This window comes from Nocardia wallacei (genome assembly GCF_029869545.1).
GTDB classification, from domain to species: Bacteria; Actinomycetota; Actinomycetes; order Mycobacteriales; family Mycobacteriaceae; genus Nocardia; species Nocardia wallacei_A.
This window is the reverse complement of the sequence record NZ_JARWQD010000200.1, coordinates 24,759-32,050: the sequence shown is the minus strand read 5'-3', so window position 1 is coordinate 32,050 and position 7,292 is coordinate 24,759. Positions and strand designations below refer to the sequence as shown.

Here is a 7,292-nt window from a genome sequence, read left to right as displayed (position 1 = left end):
TGACACGCCTTTAGCTGTGTTACAACGTACGACAACCGGTCTCTTCACGGGCGCTAGTAACACTCGCTATGCCGGAGCCCCCCCCGCACCCACGCCCCGCCCCCCGGCGGCACCCGCCGCCGACCGCTCACCCGATCAGGTCCGCAGCATGCTGTCGGGCTTCCGCGCCGGACATCAGCGCGGCGAATCCGATGGGCAGCAACGGATTCCGGCATCGACCACACAGGAGGAACCCAGGTGACCACGCACCTGCCGGACACCGGCCCGCACACGTTCAACTGGATGCTCACCGACTTCGTCCGCACCACCGACGGCGTGCGTGACGCGGTCGCGGTGTCCTCGGACGGGCTGTTGATGGCGATGTCGGACGGCCTGGACCGCACCGACGCCGACCGGCTCGCCGCCATGGTGTCCGGCCTGGTCAGCCTGTCGCGCAGCGCCTCTCGCAGCTACGACTTCGAGGGCCTGAAGCTGATCATGATCGAGATGCGCCGCGGATTCCTGCTGGTGTCGGCGATCGCCGACGGCAGCAGCATCGGCGTGATCGCGGGCAGCGACTCCGATGTGGGCCTGGTCGGCTATCAGATGGCCGTGCTCGCCGACCGGGCGGGCGCGCTGCTCACCCCGGCGCTGATCACCGAACTGAGAGAATCGCTGCGCAGATGACCGAGCCGCCCCGGCTGCCCGACCGCCGGATGATCCCGCTGAACCAGCCGGCGCCCTGGTCGGACCCCCTCGGCGCGGCGCGGCATGCCGACGCGGACCGTGCCGCCGACGAACCCGTGGTGCGCCCGTTCCTGATGACCGGCGGCCGCACTACGCCGCTGATCGACGGGCTGCGCATCGAAACGCTCGTACACGCCACGCCCGCCGCGCTGTCGGCGCCGCTGCGGTTCGAGCAGCAGACCGTGGTGCGGCTGTGCCAGCGCCCGCATTCGGTCGCCGAAATCGCCGCCGCGCTGCGCGTTCCGGTCGGCGTGGCCCGGGTCGTGGTCAGCGATCTGGTCACCGCCGGGCACGCGTCGGTGCACACGGCCGATGAACTGTCCACCGCCGCCATCGAGAGGATCCGGGATCTTGTTCGGGCACTCTGAAAATACTTCTGCCGCACCAGAACCAGCACCCTCCTCGGTCAAGATCGTGGTCAGCGGCGGGTTCGGGGTCGGTAAGACCACCTTCATCGGCGCGATCTCCGAGATCGAGCCGCTGTCCACCGAGGCCGCCATGACCGAGGTGTCGGTGGGTATCGACGATCCGGGCCGCCGCGAGGACAAGACCACCACCACCGTGGCCATGGACTTCGGCCGCATCACCCTGGACCGGACGCTGGTGCTGTACCTGTTCGGCACCCCGGGCCAGGAGCGGTTCGAATTCCTGTGGGACGACCTGCTCGACGGCGCGCTGGGCGGGGTGATCCTGGTCGACACCGCCCGCGTCGAGGACTGCTACCCGGTGCTGGACTACTTCGAGCAGCGCAACACCGCATTCGTCGTGGCGGTCAACCGTTTCGAGGACGGCCCGCACTTCGAACTCGACGAGGTGCGCGAGGCGCTGGACATCGATGAATCGATCCACCTGGTCGAATGCGACGCCCGCGACCGCGAATCGGTCAAGCAGGTCCTGGTGGATCTCCTGGAACAGGTACTGCTACACCGACTTTCGCACCCGGTCGCCAGTTGACCTACCCATTTCCCGGCACGCTTCGAACACCACATCGCCCCGGCATCCTTTGAACACCACCGCCCCGGCACGCTTCGAACACAACTGCCCCAGCACGCTTCGAACACCACCGCCCCGGCATGCTTTTGGCCGGGGCGGTGGGATTGTCTGGCGACCTACTCAGCCGCCGAAGGAGCCCGTCCACAGAGTGTTCAGGATGCCGTGGAGGGCAGCGCTTCCGGTGTTGAGCAGACCGCCGAGCGCAGCACTACCAGTATCGATGATGACCGGGATCATGGTTGAACCTCTCTGTAGGGAACAGGTTTGGCGTCGAAGCTCCTTGTCGGACCAACGACCGGAACCCACAATTCCCAGGCCTGCTTACAGATCACTGGTCTGTAGCTGAGACTGCGCTGAGAGCGCCTGTGTGAAAGGTCATGGTAACGAGACGATCTGCGGCAGCGATGAGATCACGTTCCCGGCGCGGGCTGTCGCCTGCGAAATCAGCCGGGCATACTGCCCTGCGACGAGTACAGGCTTACCCCGCCCTCGTCGTCGAGAAACGCATTCACCAGCATCGTGCGATCGGCCAGCAACTCATCGGGCTCCGGAGCGGCGGTGGTGATGGAGATCTGCGGAATCGCGGCCCAGTTCACCACGTACCGCTCCGGCGGTCCCGCGGCGCCGGTGACGTGTGCCAGCCGGAACACCGACACGGTCCGGCGCTCCATCAGATTGCGCACCACCTCGGCGATTCGCTCGGGGTCTTCCAGCGCGAACAGGAAGCCGAAGGTCAGCTCCGGGGACGACACATAGGCGGACACGAAATACCAGGCTATCGGACGACCGGCCCGATGCGGCGGCCGCATCGCCGCGATAGCTCCCGGGTCGCGGTGACTCGCTTGCGCCACCATCGATCTTCGCGATCATGTGACCGGCTTGTAATGGTGTATAACAATTGTCCAGCAGGTTCGGCGTTTGGGCACCAGCCGGTTGCGCGGGTTCTTCCGACGCGCTTTCCTGAATATGTCCCGCCTTTCCCGGACAGTCTTCCATCGCATCGTCGCGGATTTCCCGGTTTCTTCACCGTGAGCGTTTGTGGTGGGCTGTGATGTCCGGCTGCGGGGCTGCGCCGGAGCCGAGGGGAGCCCCTCCCCGATACCCCCTCGGCCCTGGCGTATCCAGTCGAGCACATGTGAGGGTGGAGGGATCATGGCGTCCGAATACGCCGGTGGCCGTAATGGATTCGGTGAACTTCCGTCCCCGGCGGAACTGCTGCGGGCCTTCCGGGCCGATCCCCCCGACCGCGATCACGCCGTGCTGGCGGCCGCGCACGCGCTGGTGCAGTGCCACGAACGGCGGCGCTACGCGCAGCAGGCCGCGCACGCGCCCGACGCGTCCAGCGGCCGGGTGGCCGCGTGCAGCCAGATCGTCGACGATATCGACGTCACCCGGGCGCGGCTGGTCGAGCGCATCAACACCTGGGTCACCGACAATATCCGCCATCGGGCCGGGGCCTCGCTGCACACCGAGACCCTCGGCGACGTCATCGATCGGATGGCGGCGAAGTGGGTTGCCGCCCAGCACGCCCTCGGCCTGCCCACCCCCGCGCGCGTGAGCGCGCTGTCCCCCCAGGGCGTGGACAGCGAGGCCCACCTGCAATGGGTCCGCCTCGCCGAGCTGGCCGACGGCTACCAGGACCTGATCACCGACGTAGCCGAACACCGCCGCCGCCTACCAGTATTCTGAGCCGCCCTCGAGCAACCCACACGCCTCGTATCCCCGGCACACCCACCACTCATATTCCCAGCGTGCCCACCACTCGCGTTCCCGACGTGCCCACCACTCGTATTCCCGGCATGCCTGCCACTCGCGTTCCCGGCGTGCCTGCCACTCGCGTTCCCGACATGCCCGCCAGTCATTCCCGGCACGCCGCCACTCATTCCCGGCACGCTTTTGGCCGGGATCACCGCCCGTCGGGATCCACGATCTCCACGTCGGCGTCGATGTACGGCTCCTCGGGGGAGACTCGCGGGGCCTGGCGCGGCTCGTCGACCAGCGGATCGGACTCCTCGCGCGCCACATTCGCCTCCGCGGCGGCCTCCTTGTCGCGCTGGGCCGCGGCCGCCGCCTCACGCATCTCGATGGCGTCGGTGACCCATTCCCCGATCTCGCGCGTCACGTCCGCGACCGTGCCGGTAATAATCGTTGCGATATTGCCGACATGCCGTGCCCCGGACGACGTCAGTTCCTGGATCAGATCCTTGTTGCTCTCGAATTTTCCGATCATTCACACGCCCGCTTCGCTCGGCTGTCGCTCTCGCATCACGATAACACCGGGCTGTTCGGACTTCCCCGCGAGCGCGGGCGGCAGCGCGTACCGGAACAATTTCAGCCACACCTGCCCGACCTGCTTACTCAGCGGCCCGGTCGTGTAGGGCAGACCGTATTTCTCGCACAGCGCGCGCACCTCGGGCGCGATCTCCGGATAGCGGTTGGCGGGCAGATCCGGGAACAGGTGATGCTCGATCTGATGCGACAGGTTGCCGGACATGATGTGGAACAGCTTGCTGCCGGTGATGTTGGCGGAGCCGAGCATCTGCCGCACGTACCACTCGCCCCGGGTCTCGTTCGCGGTCTCCTCCTCGGTGAACGTCTGTACGCCGGAGGGGAAGTGGCCGCAGAAGATGATCGAGTAGGCCCAGACGTTGCGGACCAGGTTGGCGGTGGCGTTCCCGGCCAGCGTGGACAGGAACAGCGGCCCGCTCAGCAGCGGGAACACCACATAGTCCTTGAGCACCTGCTTACCGGCCTTGCGCAGCTGCCCCTTGGCCAGTCGCTTGATGTCGGACCACTTGCGCTTGCCCTTGATGATGTTGTCGGCCTCGAGGTCGTGCAGCATCACGCCCCATTCGAACAGCAGCATCAGCAGGAAGGCGTACGCCGGGTTGCCCAGGTAGTACGGATTCCACTTCTGCCCCTCGTCGATGCGCAGCACGCCGTAGCCGATATCGCGGTCGCGGCCGTGGATATTGGTGAAAGTGTGGTGCATGTAGTTGTGCGAGTGCTTCCACTGGTCGGCCGGGCAGACCGTATCCCATTCGAACACACGGGAATTCAGCCCCGGCTCGCGCATCCAGTCCCACTGGCCGTGCATGACGTTGTGGCCGATCTCCATATTGTCCAGGATCTTGGAGACGCTCAGCGCCGCGACCCCGGCCAGCCAGAACGGGGGCAGGAAGCCCAGATACATCAGGCCGCGTCCGGCGATCTCGAATCCGCGCTGCGCCTTGATGATCGAGTAGATGTATTCGCGGTCGCGCTCGCCCAGGTCGGCGGTGATGCGCTCGCGCAGCTCGTCGAGCTGACGGCCGATCTCCTCGACCTCCTGCGGGCTGAGGACCAGCGGGCCGTCCCTGGTTTCGGTGAGGATCGTCATTTCCGTTCTCCCATTTCAGATTTCGATGTCGACGTCGCCGACGGCGGCGTTGATGCAGAGCTGGATCGGCTGGTCGTCGTCGGCCTCCAGCTCGCCCGTGCGCAGGTTGCGGGTGCAGCCGGAGCGCCGGACCGCGGTGCAGGAGAAGCAGATTCCCATCCGGCAGCCGTACTCCGGTGTGAGACCGGCGGATTCGGCCTGTTCGAGCAGGCTGGCGCCGCCGTTCTCCGACCGCACGCCGCTGGCCGAGAAGGTGGTGGACCCGGTGATGTCCGCGGCATCCATCGGAACGGTCGACAGCGTGAATTCCTCTGTGTGCAGGCGTTCCCCGAGCCCTTCGGCCTCGTACACCCGCCGCACCGCGTCCATCAACGGACCGGGGCCGCAGACGAATGTCTCCCCGGCGGCGAACCAGGGCGCGATGTGTTCCAGAGTGTCGTAGTCGAAGTGACCGACGGGGCGCGCTGGAGCCGCACAGGACCACAAGGCGTCGGCGGCACTCGCAGCATCGGGCCTACCTGCCGCCCCCTCCCTACCGGCACCCTGACCTGAATTTCCGGCATGCTCCCCAGTCTTCGCGACATGCTCCCCAGTAATTCCGGCATGCTCCCCAGTAATTCCGGCATGCTCTTGGCCGGAATCCCTCCCCGCCGAACCGAGCCGCTCCCCCACACCGCAGCTCGGATACCGCAACTCGATGTGGAAGTTGTTGTGCCGCTTGGCGATATCCTCCAGCTCCACCCGGTGCGGTACGGCCTCGGGCGATTTCGCGTAGTGCAGGAATACCAGCGATCCCGGATAACCCCGATCGGCGAGGGTGCGCAGCATCGACAGCACCGGCGTGATACCGCTACCGCCGCTGATCAGCAGGATGCGCTCGGGCACCGGATCCGGCAGCGCGAAGGTGCCCGCGGCCGGTGCCAGGTCGACCACCATCCCCGGGACGGCGTGGCGGTGCAGATACCGTGACACCAGGCCGTGCGGATGCGCCTTGATCGTGAGCTGCAGGTGCCGATCCCGGCGCCCCTGCGGATCGACCGGCGAATAGCAGCGAGTGTGTTTGACGCCGTCGATCACCACCCCGATCTGCACATACTGTCCGGCGCGATGTCCGGTCCACTGCCGGGTCGGGCGCAGCGTCAGGGTCACCGAGTCCGCCGCCGAACGCCGCACATGCGTGATCTCGGCGCGCATATCTCGGACGGTCAGCGTCGGCCGCACCAGTTCCAGGTAGCGGTCGAGCGGGTGCGGCGAGGTCAGCGTCTGCACCAGGTCGATGAGTCCCACCGTCGGTCTCCAAACCTGCTAGTCGGGCCGTGCGTGTCACCGTGATCGCGGAGGCGACCAAGATTTCGGTGCACATCTGTACACTGAGATAGTGTGCCCGCTGGTGCCATACAGTTTCAACCAGCAGATGCTGTGACCGAGGCAACATCCCTAGGAGAAGACGAATCGTGAACGGATGTATGCTCAGCGATGTGACTGAACAGGCGGAGTCCCGCGTCGAGCGCAAGGAGCGCACCCGGCAGGCCCTGCTGGAAGGCACGCTGGCGCTGGCCGCCGACCGCGGGTTCGCCGCGCTGTCCCTGCGCGAGATCGCGCGCTCGGCCGGGATCGTGCCGACCGCGTTCTACCGGCATTTCACCTCGCTGGACGAACTGGGCACCACGCTCGTGGACGAGGGTGTGCGCCAATTGCGTTTGGCGCTACGGGAAATGCGCCGCACCCCGGACTCCCGGCTCGCCGAGACCGTGCGCTTCGTCTTCGGCCAGGTCGCCGGGCGGGAGGAGCTGTACGGGTTCCTGATCCGCGAGCGGCACGGCGGTTCGGCCGCGCTGCGCGGCGCCATCGTGGTCGAAATGCAGCTCATCACACGGGAACTGGTGGTGGACCTGTCCCGCGTCAGGGCCCTGGACACCTGGCCCCCCGACGACCTGGAACTGGCCGCCGACCTGATCGTCTCCACGGTCGCCGACCGCATCGCCGACTACGTAGCCGCCCCCCTGCGCGACCGCCCCGACATAGTCGACCGAACCGTCCGCCAAGTCCGCCTCATAGCCCTGGGCATGGGCACCTGGCGCCCCACCCACTGAACCCCCCAGCCTGCGCACCCACATTCCCGCCCTGCCCACCCTCACCCACATCCCTGCACACTCACCTCACCCACATCCCTGCATGCCCACCCTCACCCACA

General features: G+C 66.8%; 9 protein-coding genes. 5 read left to right on the top strand and 4 right to left on the bottom strand.

The annotated features are described in order from the left end of the window. The first annotated feature begins 237 nt into the window (after positions 1-237). Genes QH290_RS16310 through QH290_RS16300 form a run of 3 tightly spaced genes read left to right on the top strand, consistent with a single transcriptional unit; the run spans position 238 to position 1,680 of the window. Positions 238-666: a roadblock/LC7 domain-containing protein gene (locus QH290_RS16310; RefSeq protein WP_246010830.1), complete on the top strand. Its 429-nt coding sequence runs from the start codon at positions 238-240 to the stop codon at positions 664-666. Further along, on the top strand, positions 663-1,094 hold the full coding sequence (locus QH290_RS16305) for a DUF742 domain-containing protein (RefSeq protein WP_280268952.1): 432 nt from the start codon (positions 663-665) through the stop codon (positions 1,092-1,094). Before QH290_RS16310 ends, QH290_RS16305 begins: the two co-directional genes overlap by 4 nt. 46 nt (positions 1,095-1,140) lie before the next feature. Beyond that, entirely contained in the window at positions 1,141-1,680 is a 540-nt protein-coding gene (locus QH290_RS16300; RefSeq protein WP_280383708.1) for a GTP-binding protein, read from the top strand. A gap of 482 nt (positions 1,681-2,162) precedes the next feature. Here the strand turns inward: QH290_RS16300 and QH290_RS16295 are convergent, their stop codons facing one another. Next, positions 2,163-2,483, bottom strand: a complete 321-nt coding sequence (locus QH290_RS16295; RefSeq protein WP_280268950.1) for a hypothetical protein — start codon at positions 2,481-2,483, stop codon at positions 2,163-2,165. A gap of 388 nt (positions 2,484-2,871) precedes the next feature. Here QH290_RS16295 and QH290_RS16290 point away from each other — a divergent pair, with 388 nt between their 5' ends. Beyond that, positions 2,872-3,408 (top strand): DUF4254 domain-containing protein, encoded by a 537-nt coding sequence (locus tag QH290_RS16290; RefSeq protein ID WP_280268949.1) that lies wholly within the window; start codon positions 2,872-2,874, stop codon positions 3,406-3,408. A gap of 217 nt (positions 3,409-3,625) precedes the next feature. Here the strand turns inward: QH290_RS16290 and QH290_RS16285 are convergent, their stop codons facing one another. Genes QH290_RS16285 through QH290_RS16275 form a run of 3 tightly spaced genes read right to left on the bottom strand, consistent with a single transcriptional unit; the run spans position 3,626 to position 6,385 of the window. Next, positions 3,626-3,949, bottom strand: coding sequence for a hypothetical protein (locus QH290_RS16285; RefSeq protein ID WP_280268948.1), 324 nt, complete (start codon positions 3,947-3,949; stop codon positions 3,626-3,628). Then, positions 3,950-5,098, bottom strand: a complete 1,149-nt coding sequence (locus tag QH290_RS16280) for a fatty acid desaturase family protein (protein ID WP_280383706.1) — start codon at positions 5,096-5,098, stop codon at positions 3,950-3,952. 15 nt (positions 5,099-5,113) lie between these two features. Then, a complete protein-coding gene (locus QH290_RS16275) occupies positions 5,114-6,385 on the bottom strand; it encodes a ferredoxin reductase (RefSeq protein WP_280383703.1) in 1,272 nt (423 codons plus the stop codon). Between the two features lie 191 nt (positions 6,386-6,576). Here QH290_RS16275 and QH290_RS16270 point away from each other — a divergent pair, with 191 nt between their 5' ends. Then, the gene (locus QH290_RS16270) at positions 6,577-7,191 is read left to right on the top strand and encodes a TetR family transcriptional regulator (RefSeq protein ID WP_425303611.1); all 615 of its coding nucleotides are present in this window, start codon (positions 6,577-6,579) and stop codon (positions 7,189-7,191) included. Positions 7,192-7,292: the final 101 nt, after the last annotated feature.